The 15,151-nt window shown below is 76.4% G+C and carries 13 protein-coding genes; 8 read left to right on the top strand and 5 right to left on the bottom strand.

Going from position 1 to position 15,151, the window contains the following annotated elements; all coding sequences use genetic code 11:
• Positions 1-10: 10 nt before the first annotated feature.
• Positions 11-2,293 carry a hypothetical protein gene (locus tag AC3WUG_RS04470; RefSeq protein WP_492326551.1) on the bottom strand — a complete coding sequence of 761 codons (2,283 nt, stop codon included), beginning with the start codon at positions 2,291-2,293 and terminating at the stop codon, positions 11-13.
• Between the two features lie 170 nt (positions 2,294-2,463).
• Positions 2,464-4,917: an Ig-like domain-containing protein gene (locus AC3WUG_RS04465; RefSeq protein WP_492326550.1), complete on the bottom strand. Its 2,454-nt coding sequence runs from the start codon at positions 4,915-4,917 to the stop codon at positions 2,464-2,466.
• A 268-nt stretch (positions 4,918-5,185) separates the two neighbouring features.
• On the opposite strand from AC3WUG_RS04465, the gene AC3WUG_RS04460 reads away from it, so the two are divergent.
• Positions 5,186-5,581 (top strand): winged helix-turn-helix domain-containing protein, encoded by a 396-nt coding sequence (locus AC3WUG_RS04460; protein ID WP_492326549.1) that lies wholly within the window; start codon positions 5,186-5,188, stop codon positions 5,579-5,581.
• 43 nt (positions 5,582-5,624) lie between these two features.
• On the opposite strand, the gene AC3WUG_RS04455 is transcribed toward AC3WUG_RS04460, so the two are convergent.
• Complete coding sequence (locus AC3WUG_RS04455) at positions 5,625-6,260, bottom strand: NADPH-dependent F420 reductase (protein ID WP_492326548.1); 636 nt, start codon at positions 6,258-6,260, stop codon at positions 5,625-5,627.
• 406 nt (positions 6,261-6,666) lie between these two features.
• Positions 6,667-7,242 (bottom strand): GNAT family N-acetyltransferase, encoded by a 576-nt coding sequence (locus tag AC3WUG_RS04450; protein ID WP_492326547.1) that lies wholly within the window; start codon positions 7,240-7,242, stop codon positions 6,667-6,669.
• A 62-nt stretch (positions 7,243-7,304) separates the two neighbouring features.
• On the opposite strand from AC3WUG_RS04450, the gene AC3WUG_RS04445 reads away from it, so the two are divergent.
• From AC3WUG_RS04445 to map, 3 genes are read left to right on the top strand one after another with little or no spacing between them, the layout of a single operon-like run.
• Positions 7,305-8,180 (top strand): alpha/beta fold hydrolase, encoded by an 876-nt coding sequence (locus tag AC3WUG_RS04445; RefSeq protein ID WP_492326546.1) that lies wholly within the window; start codon positions 7,305-7,307, stop codon positions 8,178-8,180.
• The gene (locus tag AC3WUG_RS04440; protein WP_492326545.1) at positions 8,173-8,778 is read left to right on the top strand and encodes a TetR/AcrR family transcriptional regulator; all 606 of its coding nucleotides are present in this window, start codon (positions 8,173-8,175) and stop codon (positions 8,776-8,778) included. Before AC3WUG_RS04445 ends, AC3WUG_RS04440 begins: the two co-directional genes overlap by 8 nt.
• 31 nt (positions 8,779-8,809) lie before the next feature.
• Positions 8,810-9,580: a type I methionyl aminopeptidase gene (gene map / locus AC3WUG_RS04435; RefSeq protein ID WP_492326544.1), complete on the top strand. Its 771-nt coding sequence runs from the start codon at positions 8,810-8,812 to the stop codon at positions 9,578-9,580.
• A 332-nt stretch (positions 9,581-9,912) separates the two neighbouring features.
• Here the strand turns inward: map and AC3WUG_RS04430 are convergent, their stop codons facing one another.
• Positions 9,913-10,797, bottom strand: coding sequence for an SDR family oxidoreductase (locus AC3WUG_RS04430; protein ID WP_492326543.1), 885 nt, complete (start codon positions 10,795-10,797; stop codon positions 9,913-9,915).
• Positions 10,798-10,955: 158 nt separating this feature from the next.
• Between AC3WUG_RS04430 and AC3WUG_RS04425 the strand changes: the two genes are divergently transcribed.
• From AC3WUG_RS04425 to AC3WUG_RS04410, 4 genes are all read left to right on the top strand, one after another.
• A complete protein-coding gene (locus AC3WUG_RS04425; RefSeq protein ID WP_492326542.1) occupies positions 10,956-12,503 on the top strand; it encodes a SulP family inorganic anion transporter in 1,548 nt (515 codons plus the stop codon).
• Between the two features lie 106 nt (positions 12,504-12,609).
• Positions 12,610-13,122, top strand: a complete 513-nt coding sequence (locus AC3WUG_RS04420; protein ID WP_492326595.1) for a low molecular weight protein-tyrosine-phosphatase — start codon at positions 12,610-12,612, stop codon at positions 13,120-13,122.
• A 284-nt stretch (positions 13,123-13,406) separates the two neighbouring features.
• Entirely contained in the window at positions 13,407-14,591 is a 1,185-nt protein-coding gene (locus tag AC3WUG_RS04415) for a pyridoxal phosphate-dependent aminotransferase (protein ID WP_492326541.1), read from the top strand.
• Between the two features lie 118 nt (positions 14,592-14,709).
• Positions 14,710-15,144 carry a TFIIB-type zinc ribbon-containing protein gene (locus AC3WUG_RS04410; protein ID WP_492326540.1) on the top strand — a complete coding sequence of 145 codons (435 nt, stop codon included), beginning with the start codon at positions 14,710-14,712 and terminating at the stop codon, positions 15,142-15,144.
• Positions 15,145-15,151: the final 7 nt, after the last annotated feature.

Here is a 15,151-nt window from a genome sequence, read left to right as displayed (position 1 = left end):
GCAGGGCGTGTCAGCGCTGCGCGCGCACCCGGCGGGCGACGAGCACGAGCGCGCCGCCGGTCAGGAGCATCAGCCACGCCCCGGCCATCACGAGCCCGGACTGCGCGCCGGTGACGGCGAGCTCCGGGTCCGCGGCGGCGGGCGTCGCGCCCGCGGCGGGCACCGCGAGCTCGACCGGGAGCGTCGCCCACCGGCCGGAGGTCCCGCCGGTGGCGATCACGGTGTGCGCGCCCGACGGCACGTCGGCCGGGATGTCGGCGAGCAGCCGCGCGACGCCGTCGGCGCCGGCGACGGCCGTGCCGAGGAACACCGGGTCGGAGTGCAGGTAGAACGCCACGGTCTCCCCGGGCTCGAAGCCCTCGGCGACCAGCTGCATCTGCTGCCCCGGGGCCGTGGCGGCCTTCGGGGTGTCCAGCGTCGCGGTCGGCAGCGCGCCGACCCGGGTGGGCTCGCCGCCGACCGTCACGGTGATCGTGCGGGTCGTCGCGGCCGCCTCCGAGGTCTCCGGCAGCTCCAGGACGAGGGTGTGGGTGCCCGGGGCCAGGACCGGCAGGGTGACCCGGACGCGGCCGTCGGCCGGGACGTCGCCCCGGACGAGGACCGTGTCGCCCTCGCGGACCAGCCAGGTGGTCGGCCGCGGCGAACCGCCGACGGTGACCTCGAAGGTGCCCGGCGTGGCGACCGGGACGTCGAGCCGCTCGGGCGCGGTCACGGTGGCCGCCGGCTTGGTGACGGTCACGGTGCCGGTGCCGGTGGCGGCGCGGTACGGGCCCGACGAGCCGGAGGAGGCTCGCGCGTAGCTGTGCTGGTCGCTCGCGGGGGCGTAGGTCGCGGTGGCGGTCCACCGGCCGACTCCCAGGCCCGGGACCACGACGGACGCGGTGCCCTTCGCGCCGAGCGCGACCTCGTCGAGGACGACCGGCGCGCCGCCGCCCTGCGGGGTCAGGGTGACCTGCACGCCGCCGGTGGGGACGGGACCGCCCTTCGGGCCGGCGACGGTCACGGGCACGGTGGCGTCCCGGCCCACGACGATGGTGGAGGACCCGACGGTGACGGTCGGCGTCGCCTGGGCCACGGTCGCCCAGGCGCTGCCGTACTCCTGGCCGTAGCCGGCGGCGGTGACGCGGACCTCGAGCCAGGTCTCCTGACCCAGGTCGCGGGTGCCGGGGGTGAAGGTGGCCTGCTCGGAGCGGAGCTCGCCGTCGACGTACCACTGGTGCGCGAAGGACGCGCCGGCGGGCCAGCCGGACGGCACCGAGGTGAGGGTGCTGCCGGCGGTGGCGACGCCGTCCGTGGTGCCGGTGATCGCGACCGCGCCGGACATCGTGCCCGGCAGCACGACGGGGGCGTTGGTGCTGACCGTGCGGGGCGCCAGCGGGGCGCGGGTGCCGGTGACCTCGGCGTGGATGGCGGTGCCCAGGTCGGCGGGCGTGGGCGTGTACGTCGGGCCGGTGGCCAGCGTGACGCCGTCCGCGTTCTTCCACGCGTAGGTGAGCGTGAGCCCGTCCGCCTCGGACGGCGCCCAGCCGTGGGTGCCGACCGTCACCGGCGCGCCGACCGTCGGCGTGCTCGTGAGGCCGACGACGCCCGGGGTGATCGCCGTGACCGGGTCGATGCCGACGTAGCCGGAGGCGGAGGGCGCGTACCCGGAGGTGCCGGTGTAGGCCGCGACGACGCTGGTCGGGCCGGTGATCGTGCGCGTCGTCGTGGCGGTGCCGCCGGACAGCGGGACGGTCACGTTCTCGGTGCCGCCGATGGTGAAGACGACGTCACCCGCGGGGACGCCGGGGACGGTGGCGGTGAAGGTGACCTGGTCGCCGGTGACGACGCCGGCCGTGCGGGACGCGGTGAGCGTCGTGGTGGTCGCGACGTCCTGCTGGACCGGCCCGTCGAGCTCGACCGTCCGGTTCGCCGGGAAGTACCCGTCCTCGCGGAACGGGCAGCGCAGGTGCAGGTTGTACAGGCCGGGGTCGACGTCGGCGTAGTCGACCGTGAACGTCCCGGCGCGCTGCGTGGGCGTGTTGGTCGTCAGGGTGACCCCGCCGGACACGCCGGTCTCCTCGCCCGTCCACGTCCAGAGCGACCAGTCGGCGCCGCGCGCGGTGTCGCCCTCGTCGAGCTGGCAGGAGAACTGGTAGGTCACCTGCTCGCCGGCCGCCTCGGTGCCCGAGGCGACGGAGAGCGACGAGGTGTGGGCGAGGGCGGCGGGCGCCGAGAGCAGCACCGCGGCGACCGCGGCGACCGCGGTCAGGGCGGCGGGGCGCCGGAGGCGCCGGTGGAGGAGGCGTGGCATGAGGTCCCCGGGGTCGGTGGGTCGCGATCGACGGCCCCATCGGCAGTCGGTGCCGCCCGGAGCGGAAATCCGCTCGGGACGTTCGCGCCCGCGGGTGCTAGCACCCAGGCCGCACGACGACGGCCCCCCGACCCGGTCCGCGGGTCGAGGGGCCGTCGTGCGGCAGGGCGTCAGCGCAGGGCGCGCACCCGGCGGGTGACGAGCACCAGGGCGCCGCCGACCGCGACGAGGAACGCCGCGGCCAGGCCGAGGGCGCCGCCCTCGGAGCCGGTCACCGCGAGCTCACCGGCACCGGTCGCCGCCGGCGTGACGGCCGCCGGGGCCGCCGCGACCGGGGCGGACACCGGGGTGACCTCGGTCGGCGCGGGGACGGCGAGCTGCACCGCCAGCGTGGCCCAGCGGCCGGTGGTGCCGCCGGTGGCGTACACCGTGTGCGCGCCCGTGGGGACGTCGCCGGGCACGGTCGCCATCAGCCGGGCGACGCCGTTCGCGTCCGCGACGGCGGTGCCGAGGAACACCGGGTCGGAGTGCAGGTAGAACGCGACCGTCTCACCGGGCTGGAAGCCCTCGGCGACGAGCTCCATCTGCTGCCCCGGGGCCGTGGCGGCCTTCGGGGTGTCGAGCGCGGCGGACGGCGTGGTGCCGGTCCGGACGGGCTCGCCGACGACGGTGACCGTGATGGTCGTCGAGCCGGCCGCCGACCACGCGGTGGCGGGCACCTCGAGCACGAGGGTGTGCGTGCCGGCGCTCAGCACCGGCACCGTGACGGCGAACCGCCCGTCGTGGGTCGAGCCGTGGCCCAGGACCGTCGTGCCCTCGCGGAGGGTCCACGAGCCGGGGAGCACGGAGCCCTGCACGGAGACCTTCGCGTCGAACGTCGAGCGCATCGCGACCGGGACCGTGAGCGTGGCCGGGGCGGTGACGGTGGCGGCGCCGGGCAGGACCTTCAGGGTGCCCTCGCCCTGCGCGAACGTGTAGCCGCCGAACGAGGCGGTCAGGATCGAGAAGGAGCGCGCCCACATCTGGTCGCCCGTGTAGGACGCGGTCAGCTCGTAGGAGCCGGCCGGGAGATTCGGGATGCGGTAGGTGGCGACCCCGTTCTGGAGCGACTGGCCGGTGAGCGGCTGGCTGTAGCCGTTGCCGTGCACGTAGAGGTCGACGGGGCCCGTGACCTGGGGACCCTTGGCCGGACCCTTGACCGAGATCGTCACGGTCGCGCCGGCGCCGGCGGTGATGGTCGGGGCGGACACGGTGACCGTGGGCTGCGCCTGGACCCAGCCGGCCGAGCGCACCGACTTGTACGTCTCGTAGCCCTCGGCGCGCACCTCGAACTCGAGGTCGACGAACTGGCCGATCTGGCCGGCGGCCGGGGTGAACGTCCGGCCCGAGCCGACCTGCACGCCGTCGACCGTCCAGCGGACGGTGTACTCGGCGCCGGGCGCGAAGCCGGTCGGCGTCGCCGTGTACTCCTTGCCGTAGGCCAGCTCGTAGCCGTTGCCGCCGTCGACCTGGAACCAGCCCTCGGGCATCGGCTTCAGGCCCGAGTCGTCGTCGGAGTCGTCCGAGTCGTCGGAGTCGTCCGGGACGGTCGGGTCGATCGTGTTCCAGGCGACGATCGTGCCGGCGCCGCGGGTGCTGCCGTCGGGCGACGTCGGGTCGGCGACCAGGTAGATCATCCGGTTGAGGGCCGTAGGCGTGTAGGTCGTGCCCTCGCCGACGACCGGGCCGTCCCAGTCGTCGAGCCGCCACTCGTAGGTGAAGGTGGTGCCGGCCATCCAGTTGGTGGTCGGGCGCACGGTGATCGGCGTGCCGATGGTGGCGACCGGGTCGCCCCACTCGTCCGTGGTGGTGCCGGAGAAGACGAAGTCGGTCCACTCGTCCGGCGCCTCGACGCGGTCGTCCGGCTGCGGGTCGTTGTCGACCGGCGTGGTGGGCTGCGGCGTGCCGGGGCCGGCGGCGGGCGCCTCGGCGAGCACGACGCCGAGGTTCTCCGTGAGGACGGGGTGGAACCCGCCGTCGGAGTACGCGATCACCGTGAGCACGAGCTGCTTGCCGACGTCGTCGGTCGTCGGGGTGAACTGGGCGGAGTTCCCGCGCCACCCGCCGTCCGTGCGCCAGTCCCAGGAGTACTCCGCGCCCTCGGGCGTCGGCTCGGTGCGCGAGAGCGTGAGCGCCTGGCCCACGACGGCGACCCGGTTGCCCTGCTGGTCGAGGGAGTAGCCCGAGACGCTGAAGCCGCCGGCGGAGAACGACGGACCGGTGTCGCCAGAGCCCTGGTCGGTGTCCGGGGCGTCCTGCTCGGGCGTGGTGGTGCCGGTGGACGGCTGGTCGGCGACCGGCGTGGTGTCGTCCGGGACGTCGGTGTCGGACGTGTCGCCCTGCACCGGCGTGTCCGGCGTCGGCGAGGCGTCCTGCTCGGAGCCCGACCCGGACGAGACCGGGGTCGGCTCGACCGGCGTGGTCGAGCTCTCGTCCTGGGTGTCGGGCTGCGGCTGCGGGTCCGGCTGCGGGTCGGCGGGAAGCGGGTCGGCGGGCTGCGGGTCGGCGATGGGCTGCGTCTCGACGACGGCGTTCGGGTCGGTCTCGCCCTCGTCGGCGACCGCGGCGCCTGCCGGGATCAGCATCGCCGCGACGACCGCGGCGGTCGCGAGGGCGACGGGGCGCTTCAGGCGCCCGGATCGCGTGCGCGAAGTGTGCACTGGGTTCTCCCCCTGTCGGACGGGGGCGACCCCCGTGTTCGTGGACGGGGGGCTCATCGGCGGTCCGGGGGAGGGCTGCAGGAGAACTGAGGGACGGCGTCGGGCGGGTGGGTGCTGGCACCCCCGCCGGGCCGAGGCCGCTGGTGGCGGGCCTGCCCGCGCGGGCGGCGAGGGGCCGACGTACCGTGAGCCGATGGCGATCGGAGACGACTCCGGCCTCGACGACGGCCGGGTGCTGGTGCGCGGGGACCTCGTGGTCGAGGTGCCCGCGCGGTGCGTGCGCGTGGCGGACCGCCCGGTGCCGCTGACCCGCAGCGAGTTCGAGATCCTCGTGGCGCTCGCGGAGCGCGCCGGTCAGCCGGTGTCGAAGGACGAGCTCGCGGTGGCGGTCGCGGTCCACGGGCCGCACGCGGTGCCGACGCCGACGGACGCGGACCGGCGCAGCATCGAGGTGCACATGGCGAACCTGCGCCGGAAGCTCGCGGACGGGTCGGGGGACCGGACCGCGATCAGCACCGTGCGCGGCCTGGGCTACCGGCTCGCGCCCGAGGTCCGGGTCCCGGAGCAGCGCGACGGCACCGCGGGCTGAGCCGCGCCGCCACCGCGCCGCACCGGTCGCCGGGGTGGTCGGGTCAGCGGGTCGCCGCGGCGAGCGCGGCGCGCAGCCCCTCGGCGTCGAGCTCGGCACCGTACGCGGGGGTGTCCCGCTGGAACCGCCAGCCCTCGGACAGCGGGCCCGCGTCCACGACGTCGAAGCCCCAGCGGTCGATGAGCGCGGTGACCTCGGCCTTGGCGTCCGCGTCGTCCCCCGCGATGGCGAGCGCACGGCGGCCGGGCGTCCCGGCGGGCGCGCCCTTCGACCCGAGGTCGGCGGCGGTGATGTGGTTGAACGCCTTCACCACGCGGGCGCCGCCCAGGTGGTCGGCCAGCAGCTCGGCGCTGGTGGTCGAGCCGTCGTCGAGCGCGGCCACGTGGCCGTCGCGCTCCCAGTAGTAGTTGTTCGTGTCGATGACGACCTTGCCCGCCAGCGGCTCGGCGGGGACCTGCGCGTAGGCGTGGAACGGCACGGTGACGACGACGACGTCGCCGTCGGTCGCGGCCTCCTCGGCGGTACCGGCGCGCGCGCCGTCGCCGAGCTCGGACACCAGGTCGACGAGGGTGTGCGGACCGCGCGAGTTGCTGAGGACGGGCGTCTGCCCGTGCTGGACGGCCAGGCGGGCGAGCGCTCCGCCGATGTGGCCGGCGCCGATGAATCCGATCGTGGTCATGCCGGGCCAACGCCGGAGGGCGCGCCCGTTGTTCCTGGTCAGCCGACCCGGTTCCGCCGTGGGGAAAATCCGTTGGTGCGCGCGCCGGGGCGGACGTACCGTCGAGGCACACGGGAAGGAGGTGGTCCGAGACATGAAGTCTTCTTGGACGCGTGAGGTGACTGCCCGCTAGTCGCGGACAGCAGTGTTCGGACGGATTGCGATCCGTTCGCCGCGCCGCCGGTCCGACCGGTGACCGCGACGGGCGAATCCCCGCAGTCACCGCAGCCCGTGGGAGCCGCGAGCTCGTCCTTCGCGGCAGGGCCCTCCAGCAGGAGGCCCGGCCCACGGGCTGTTCCCTGCCCGCGTGCGGAAGCCGCGGACCGCGCGGCGGACGCCGCGGACGGCACGGCCCCCGCAGCAGGCGTCAGCCGGCCCCGAGCCGCGCCAGCAGCCCCGCGCGCACCGCCGGCCACTCGTCCGGCAGGATCGAGAAGTACGCGGTGTCGCCCCGCGAGCCGTCGGGCGCGAGCCGGTGGTTCCGCAGCACGCCCTCGGGCACGGCGCCGAGCCGGGTGATCGCCGCGACCGAGCGGGTGTTCCGGGTGTCGGCCCGCAGCGCGACCCGCGCGCACCCCCAGACGTCGAAGGCGTGCTCGAGCATGAGCAGCTTGCAGGCCGGGTTGTTCGACGTGCCCCACCAGCGCGGCGCGAAGAACGTGTGCCCGATCTCGACGCGCGGCACCCGCAGGTCCCGGTCGTAGAACGACGTGCTGCCCCGGACCTCGCCGGTCGCGGCGTCGAGCGCGGCGAACGCCAGCCGGCCCGGTGCGTCGTGGGCGCGCTCGATCTCGGCGCGCCACCCATGCACGCCGACGGGGAGCGCGGAGGACATCCCGGCCCACACCCGGCCGTCGACGAACGCGGCGAGCGCCTCGGCGTGCGGGAGGTCGAGCGGGACGAGGCGGGCGCCGTGGCCCTCGAGGGTGACGTCGTGCAGCACGCGGTGAGCATGCCGCACGGAGCCCCTTGCCGTCGATGGCTAATGGCATTAGCCTGTGGGCTATGGACAACAACGACGCACGACGCACGCTGCACCTGCCGCGGCCCGAGGGGAGGGTCGCCTACGACGACGCCGGTACCGGTCCGCTCGTCGTCATGGTCCCCGGGATGGGCGACCTGCGGTCCACCTACGACGAGCTCCGGTCCGCCCTGCTCGGTGCCGGCTACCGGGTCGTCACCACCGACCTGCGCGGGCACGGCGACTCCGACGCCGGGTTCACGACGCACGGCGACGAGGCGACCGCGGGCGACGTCGTCGTGCTGGTCGAGCACCTGGCCGCGGGGCCCGCGGTGCTGGTCGGCAACTCGATGGGCTCGTCGGCGGCGGCCGTCGTCGCGGCCGACCGGCCGGACCTGGTCCGCGGGCTGGTCCTGCTGGCGCCGTTCCTGCGCGACCCGCAGCTCCCGGGCGCGGTGCGCGCCGTGATGCCGCTGGTCTACCGGGCGATGCTCGCCGCCCCGTGGGGCGCCGCGGCGTGGACGGCCTACTACCGCTCGCTCAACAAGGGCACCCGGTCGGCGCGGCTGGACGCGCACACGGCGGCGATCCGGGCGAGCCTGCGCCGCCCCGGCTACCTGCGGGCCTTCCGGGACCTGGCGCTGGCGCTCACGCACGCGCCCGTCGAGGCCCGCGTGCCCCGCATCCAGGCGCCCGCGCTCGCGGTCGTCGGCGCGCTCGACCCCGACTGGAAGGACCCCGCGGCCGAGCTCGCGTGGGTCCGCGAGGCGATCGGCGCCCGGGGCCTGCTGGTCGAGGACGCCGGGCACTACCCGCAGCACCAGACCCCCGAGGTCGTGGGCGAGGCGGTGCTCGCGCTGCTGGCGGACGTCGCCCCGGTCGCACCCGGCGCGCCGGCCGACGGGGTCGCCGGTGCCTAGGGCCGGCCTGTCCCCAGAGGCGGTCGTCCGGATCGCGCTCGACCTGGTGGACGACGGCGGGCCCACCGGATTCGCCGACCTCACGCTCGCGAAGGTGGCCGCCGCGGCCGGGGTCGCGACGCCGAGCCTCTACAAGCACGTGGGGTCGCTCGCCGCGCTCCGCCGCGAGGTCGCCGTGCAGACGGTGCAGGACCTCGCCGCGCGGCTGGTCGACGCGACCGTCGGCCGGTCCGGTCCCGACGCGCTCCGGGCGCTGGCCGGCGCGATGCGCGACTACGCGCACGCCCACCCCGGGCGGTACGCCGCCGTGCAGGTGGCGCCCGACCCGGCGGACCCCGACGCCGGCGCCCTGGCTGCCGCGGCGGCCCGCACCGTGGACGTGATCGCGGCCGCGCTGCGCGGCTTCGACCTGCCCGAGGAGCGGTCGGTCGACGCCGTGCGGGCGGTCCGGGCGGGGGTGCACGGGTTCGTCACGCTCGAGCTCGGGGGCGGGTTCCGGCTGCCGCAGGACCGGGACCGCAGCTTCGACGTCCTGGTCGGGATGCTCGTGGCGGGCGTCGCGGCGCTCGCGGCCGACCGCCCCGGGGCCCCGGGCTGAGCCGGACCCGCGCCGCGTCTAGGGTGGGCGCGTGGCCGAGCTGAAGACACCCCGCGAGATCGAGGCGATGCGGGCGGCGGGCGCCTTCGTGGCCCGCGTGCTGAGCAGCCTGCAGGACGTGGCCCGGGTGGGCATGACGCTGAAGGAGCTCGACGCGCACGCCCACCGCCTGATCGACGACGCCGGCGCGCACTCCGTGTACCTCGGGTACCACCCGTCGTTCGGCGCGATGCCGTACCCCGGCGTGCTGTGCACCAGCGTGAACGACGCCGCGCTGCACGGCCTGCCGTCGGAGCAGGTGCTCGCGGACGGCGACGTGCTGAGCATCGACTTCGCCGCGCAGGTGAACGGCTGGGTGGCCGACTCCGCGCTCACGTTCCAGCTCGGCACGCCCGACCCCGACTCCCAGCGGCTGATCCGGGTCACCGAGGAGGCGCTCGCGGCCGGCATCGCGCAGGCGCGCCCGGGCAACCGGATGGGCGACATCTCCGCGGCCATCGGCGAGGTCGGCCGCGCGGCGGGCCTCGGCATCAACGCCGACTTCGGCGGGCACGGGGTCGGGCGCACGATGCACGAGGAGCCGCACGTGCCGAACCTCGGGCGCCGCGGCACCGGCATCAAGCTCAAGGCCGGGCTGGTCATCGCGATCGAGCCGTGGTTCATGGCCGGGGGCGACGGCTACGTCATCGACCCCGACGGCTGGACGATCCGGACCGCCGACGGCTCCCGCGCCGCGCACGCGGAGCACACGGTCGCGATCACGTCCGACGGCCCGCTGGTGCTCACGGCCCGCAAGGGCTGACCCGCGGCGGGACGCGCACGCCGCGCGGGGTGTCGCGCCCGCGGAGCCGGCGCCCTGCCGATCCGACGCGCCCGCCGAGCCGACGCGCCCGCCGAGCCGACGCGCCCGCCGAGCCGGCGCGCCCGTCGAGCCGGCGCGCCGCCGATCCGACGCGCGGCCGACGTCCCGCGTTCACCCCGCCGACGCCCCCCGGCCAGCGCCGTCGGCGACGGTGACGTGGACGCCCGTCGCGGTCGCGCGGACGCCTGGACGGGCGGGGGCGGCGCACGCTCGGGGGAGGTCGGGCGCCGCCCCCGTCGCGTCGTGCCGGCGGGACCGGCGGGACCCGCGGGTCACGCGCGCAGGTGCGCCCACTCGCCGGGGTTGACCGTCAGCCACTCCCCGAGGGACTGCGCGGGCCGGCCCGACAGGCGGCGCACGATCGGCGACGGGGTCGCGAGCTCGCCGGCGGCGATCGCCGTGTAGGAGGACACCCAGCCGTCCACCTCCCACGGCTCGGCGTCGTAGACCGCGCGGGACGCGTAGGCCTCCTCGACCGTCTCGGGGTGGTACGTGATCTCCCGCCCGGTCGCGGAGGACAGCACCTGCGCCGCCTCCGCGAGGGTGTACCCGCTGGGGCCGGTGACGTCGTAGGTGGCGCCGTCGTGCGCGTGCGCCCGCTCGTCGAGCAGCACCGCCGTGGCCACGTCCGCGACGTCGTCGTGCGCGACCGCCGCGACCAGGCCGTCGCCCGCCGGCCCGCGGATCACGCCGTCCTCGCCCACGAACCGCACGATCGCGTCGTGGTAGAGGCAGTCCCGCAGGAACGTGAAGCGCAGGCCGGAGGCGCGGATGTGCTCCTCCGTGACCCAGTGGTCCCGGGCGAACGTGAACGTCGCGTCGGGCGCCGCGCCCATGAACGACAGGTAGACCACCCGCTCCACCCCGGCGTCGACCGCCGCGTCCACGGCGGCGCGGTGCTCGGTGACCCGGTCCGCTGACTCGCGCCCGGAGACCAGGAACACCGTGCGCGCGCCCGCGAACGCCGCGCGCATCGAGGCCACGTCGCGGTAGCCGGGGCTGAGGGCGACCTCGGTCTCGGTGCCCGGGATCGTCGGGGCGCGGTCGGCGGAGCGGACCACCAGGCGCTGGTGCGCCCCCTCCGCGGCGAGCCGCACGGCCAGCCGCCGGCCCACCCGCCCCGAGGCGCCCGTCACCACGATCAGGTCGTCGTCCATGCGTCTCCTCCGCACCGGTCGGCCCGCGGGACGCGTGCCCCGGGTGGCAGCGACGGTAGCGGTGCGGGGGCCCGTCGGCGACGGGGGTGCGAGGCAACCCTGACGCCGCGTGAGAGTACGATCCGGTCGGCCCCCACCCGACCTCGAACGGATCCCGCGTGCCCGCGACCCCCCAGCCCGCTCCCGCGCCGCCCGACGGTGCGCACCCCGCCGTCCCCGAGGCGGACGCCTCGTGGTCGGTGCGCACGGCGCTGCGCTCGCCGGCCCGGCTGCGGACCGAGGTGCTCGGCGGGCTGGTGGTGGCCCTCGCGCTGATCCCGGAGGCGATCTCGTTCTCGATCGTCGCCGGCGTCGACCCGCGGGTCGGGCTGTTCTCGTCGTTCGTGATGGCGGTGTCGCTCGCGTTCCTCGGCGGCAGGCCGGCGATGATCTCCGCCGCGACCGGCGCCGTGGCGCTGGTGGTGGCCCCGGTCGTGCGGGACCACGGCGTGCCGTACCTGCTGGCGACCGTCGTCCTGGGCGGCGTGATCCAGGTGGCGCTGGGGCTGCTCGGGGTGGCGCGGCTGATGCGGTTCATCCCGCGGTCGGTGATGGTCGGGTTCGTCAACGCGCTGGCGATCCTGGTCCTCGTCGCCCAGCTGCCGCACCTGGTCGACGTGCCGTGGGTGGTCTACCCGCTCGTGGCGGCGGGGATCGCGATCATCGCGCTGCTGCCCCGGCTCACGACCGTCGTCCCGGCACCGCTGGTCGCGATCGTGCTGCTGACGGTCGTGACCGTCGTCGCCGGGCTGGCCGTCCCGCGGGTGCGGGACCAGGGCGAGCTGCCGGACAGCCTGCCGTCGTTCCTGCTGCCCGACGTCCCGCTGACCCTGGAGACGCTGCGGATCGTCGCGCCGTACGCCGTCGGGCTCGCGCTGGTCGGGCTGCTCGAGTCGCTGATGACCGCGAAGCTCGTCGACGACGTCACCGACACCCACTCGGACAAGACCCGCGAGGCCTGGGGCCAGGGCGCGGCGAACGTGCTGTCCGGCCTGTTCGGCGGCATGGGCGGCTGCGCGATGATCGGCCAGACGATGATCAACGTGAAGGTCTCGGGCGCGCGCACCCGGATCTCGACCTTCCTGGCCGGGGCGTTCCTGCTGGTCCTGGTCGTGGTGCTCGGCGACGTCGTCGGGGCGATCCCGATGGCCGCGCTGGTGGCCGTCATGGTGATGGTCTGCGTCGCGACCTTCGACTGGCACTCGGTGCGACCGTCGACCCTGCGGCGGATGCCGCTGAGCGAGACCGCGGTGATGCTCGTGACGGTCGCGGTCACGGTCGCCACGCACAACCTCGCGTACGGCGTCGTGTCGGGCGTCCTCGTGGCGACGGTGCTGTTCGCGCGGCGCGTGGCGCACCTGACGACGGTGACCCGGCTCGACGCGGGGGAGGACCCCGGCGAGCGGAGGTACGCGGTGTCCGGGGCGCTGTTCTTCGCGTCGTCCAACGACCTCGTCTACCAGTTCGACTACGACGGGGACCCGGAGCGGGTCGTGATCGACCTCGCGGACGCGCACGTCTGGGACGCGTCGACGGCGGCCACGCTGGACGCGATCGTCACCAAGTACGCCGCCAAGGGGAAGACCGCCGAGGTGGTGGGGTTGAACGCGGACAGCGCGCGTCGGCTCGGGCGGCTGGCGGAGGCGCTCGGGGGCGGCGGGCACTGAGGGGGTCGGGCACGACGGGCCGGGGTCCCGGTCCGGGTGCCAGGATGGACGGCGGACCCGACGACCCCCTGGAGGACCCGGCGTGACGGACGACCGCTACCGCGTGATGACGGTGTGCACCGGCAACATCTGCCGGTCCCCGATGGCCGAGGTGGTGCTGCGCGCGCGCCTGGAGGACGCCGGCCTCGGCGACCGGGTGGTCGTCGACTCCACCGGGGTCAGCGACGAGGAGCACGGGAACCCGATCGACCGCCGGGCCCGCGCCGCCCTCGCGGCCCGCGGCTACGACGTGCCGCGGCGGGAGGCGCGCCAGGTGCGGCCCGCCGACCTCGCCGACCGGGACCTGGTGCTGGCGATGACGGCGTCGCACGCCCGCGCGCTGCGCCGGATCGCCGGCGACGACGAGGCGGCCGGGCGCGTCGTCATGTTCCGGACGTTCGACCCGGCGGCGCCGCGGGTGGCGGACCGGGCGGACGAGCACCTGCTCGACGTCGACGACCCCTGGTACGGCGGGCCGGAGAACTTCGAGCACTGCCTGGACGAGATCGAGGCGGCGGCGGACGGCGTCGTCGACGCGGTCCGCGCGGCGCTGTCGGACCGGGACGCGGCGCGCGCCTGACCGCGGCGGCGGGCACGGCGCGGAGGGCGCGGCGCGGCGGCGGGCGCTGCGGGCGCGGCCTACGCCTTCCCGCGCCGCCCGCGCGGATCGGGGGTGTCCGCGCAGGAAACCGCAGGCGGCTCGCTGCGAGCGCGCCAGCTCGCGCCGAGCGCGGTGGCTGGAGGTGCCGCGCTCGGCTGGAAGTGCCGCGCTCGGTGGGCCCCGGCGCGCGGGCGGGCGCCGGGGCGGGCGGGCGCCGGGGCGCGGGCGGGCGCCGGTGGGCGGGCGCGGGGCAGGATGGGCGGGTGAAGGTCTCCGCGCGCTCCCAGGTGCCCCCGTTCGCCGTGATGGACATCGTCGCGGCCGCCAACGCCCGCCGCGCCGCCGGCCAGTCGGTGCTCAACCTGTGCGTCGGCGAGCCGTCGACCGGCGCCTCCGACGTGGTGCGCGAGCGCGCCGTGCAGCTGCTCTCGGGCGGCGACCTCGGGTACACCGAGGCGCTCGGCAGCCCGGCGCTGCGCGCGGCCATCGCCGGCCACTACCGGTCCTGGTACGGCGTCGACGTCGACCCGGCGCGGGTCGCCGTCACCACGGGGTCGTCGGGCGGGTTCATGCTGGCGTTCCTGGCGGCGTTCGACGTGGGCGACCGGGTCGCGCTGGCCCGGCCCGGGTACCCGGCGTACAAGAACATCCTGGCCTCGCTCGGGTGCGAGGTGGTCGAGCTGCCGTGCGGCCCCGAGACCCGGTACCAGCCGACCGTCGAGCAGCTCGAGGCCCTGGACCGCCCGGTCGACGGGCTCGTGGTCGCCGGCCCGGCCAACCCGACCGGCACGCTGATCGACCGCGCGTCGCTCGACGGGCTGGCGGCCTGGTGCGCGGAGCACGGGGTCCGGCTGGTCTCGGACGAGATCTACCACGGGATCACCTACCCCGACGCGGTCGCCGCCGAGCCCGGCCCGGCCGGCGCCCCCACCGCCGCGACGTCGCTCGGCACGGGCACCGTCGTGGTCAACTCGTTCTCCAAGTTCTGGGCGATGACCGGCTGGCGGCTCGGCTGGCTGCTGCTGCCGGAGGACCTCGCGGCCCCGGTCGACGCGCTCGCCGGCAACGTCGCGCTGTGCCCGCCGGCGCTCGCGCAGCACGCGGGGGTCGCCGCGTTCACTCCGGAGGGGTACGCCGCCGCCGAGGCGAACGTCGCCCAGTACGCGGCGTCCCGCCGGTCCGTGCTGGACCGGCTCCCGGAGCTCGGCTGGTCCCGGGTCGCGCCCGCCGACGGCGCGTTCTACGTGTACGCGGACGTGTCGGGGGCGGGTCTGGACTCGCGGACCTGGTGCGCCCGGCTGCTCGACGAGGCGGGCGTCGCGCTGACGCCCGGCACCGACTTCGACTCGGTGGACGGGCACGACTGGGTGCGGCTGTCGTTCGCGTCCGCGCCGGAGGTCGTGGCCGAGGCGGTGGACCGGGTCGTCGCCTGGCAGCGGACGCTGTAGCGCCCACCGCCACCACCGCCGCGCCGCCGGCGCCACCGCCCGGAACCGCTCCCCGCCCTCGTCCGTTGGGCCGGGCAGGACGCGCGCCCCGAGGGCGCGCACGGGCGAGGAGGTCGACATGAGGTGTCCCACGGACGGGGCCGAGCTGGTGATGGCCGAGCGGCAGGGCGTCGAGATCGACTACTGCCCGTCGTGCCGCGGGATCTGGCTGGACCGGGGCGAGCTCGACAAGATCCTCGACCGCGCCGCCGGGACGCCCGCCCCGGGCCTCGCGGACCCCGCCCCTGCGACCCCCGGCTACCCACCGGCACCGGTGCCGGGCTACGCGTCGGCACCGGCGCCGGGCTACGACGGCTACCGCGACCCGGGCCACCGCGGTGACGGCTACGGCGGCGACCGGGGCTACCGCGACGACCGGGGCTACCGCGACGACCGCGGGTACGAGCGCCGCCCCGACGACCGGCGCTACGACGACCGCCGCGACCCGCGGTACCCGTACGGCAAGAAGAAGAAGCGGGAGTCCTGGTTGGGCGACCTGCTCGACTTCGACTGAGCCGCGG

This window comes from Cellulomonas sp. EB106-03-03-XG116, assembly GCF_058792015.1.
The sequence above is the reverse complement of the archived record's forward strand: the minus strand, read 5'-3'. Positions and strand labels throughout refer to the sequence as shown.